This window comes from Psychrobacter sp. 1U2 (genome assembly GCF_051847575.1).
This window is the reverse complement of record NZ_JBPYDC010000348.1, coordinates 1-1,179: the sequence shown is the minus strand read 5'-3', so window position 1 is coordinate 1,179 and position 1,179 is coordinate 1. Positions and strand designations below refer to the sequence as shown.

At 41.2% G+C, this 1,179-nt stretch carries 1 protein-coding gene and 1 pseudogene; one reads left to right on the top strand and one right to left on the bottom strand.

Features of this window, described 5'->3' with window-relative positions; genetic code table 11:
• Positions 1 to 290, bottom strand: a 290-nt coding sequence (locus tag ACS8FD_RS15715) for an MFS transporter (protein WP_439276534.1), incomplete at its 3' end; no start/stop codon positions are given.
• Positions 291 to 791: 501 nt separating this feature from the next.
• Between ACS8FD_RS15715 and ACS8FD_RS15710 the strand changes: the two are divergent.
• Positions 792 to 1,179 (top strand): annotated as a pseudogene (locus ACS8FD_RS15710) (hypothetical protein); the annotation flags it as partial.

Below are 1,179 nucleotides of genomic sequence, written 5' to 3'. Positions count from 1 at the left end.
ACGTGGCTGGCAATAAATACCGCAAACAAACCTAAGAGTAAGCTTTTACGCTCAAAGCGACTGGTCAGTAGCATCAGCGGCAATGACATAGCCGCGACAATCCACGCATAAAGCGTCAACATCCAGCCAGTCTCAGCTGTAGTGATAGAAAAATCTTGGGCAATGTCACTGAGTAGGGCGACGGGGACAAATTCTGTGGTATTCATGATAAAGGCACTGACGCCCATCAAAAATACTTGAAAATACTGAGTCCGGCGAGCATCTGGGCTCGCCTCAATGTTGTGTTTCATAAGATCCAATACAAGAAAATGCTAGAGCGTGTCCTCACTCGATAAATAATAAAAATGAGGACAAGCCCTAATACGATAAGAAGATTAGCCAATAAAGGGGTAAAAAATGCTGTGTGGTAAACACCTTTGGCAATATAGGAATGGCGAGGCAAGATACCAAGACCGTGACATTAGTTAAAGGGATTTTTTGCTAATGATTGTTAATGAGTAGTTTAGCGTTATATGTTACGGACTAACAATAATTCTAAAAAAGAAGCACACATATCAGTATTTATTTCTTAGCAGTTGATGTGCTATTATCATTCAACAAACTATCGTGGGTTTAACAGTTTTGACATCGCTAACCATACTTATAATAAATGGTGGCGTACAAACCTTGCAACTTCCAGCGCGATATAAAACAATCCTGGTAAAGCGCATGAGCCTGTACTCCGACGTCCTCATTTGTGCCTGATATCATAATTTTTGTCGGAGTTATAGGAATCTAAGGTGTTCAATATCATGAGCCAATCAACCAATCCATCCAAATATACCCGCCGCTATCATCCGCGTCATCCACTGGCTCAGTATGCGATTATTCAAATAGAGACGCTTGAGCTGCGTGCGCAGGACATCATCAAAACCATGGGTTATCCTTTAAAGCATACTATACCTGCTTGCGAGCGCTTACGTCATGTATTGTGTCATCGCTATCTTGGGCTTGATGGTAGCTATATGGACAAATATTTTACAGCTGATGAGTTTTTAGCAAAGCTATTCACGATACTTGAGTTGCCTTATGAGCCATTTGCAGAAGATATCGCACAGATTAAATATGAGTTGGGACATGACCCTAATTCTCTACCAAAGCATCACTTACAAGCAGAGGTAGGTTTTGACTGTGTCGATA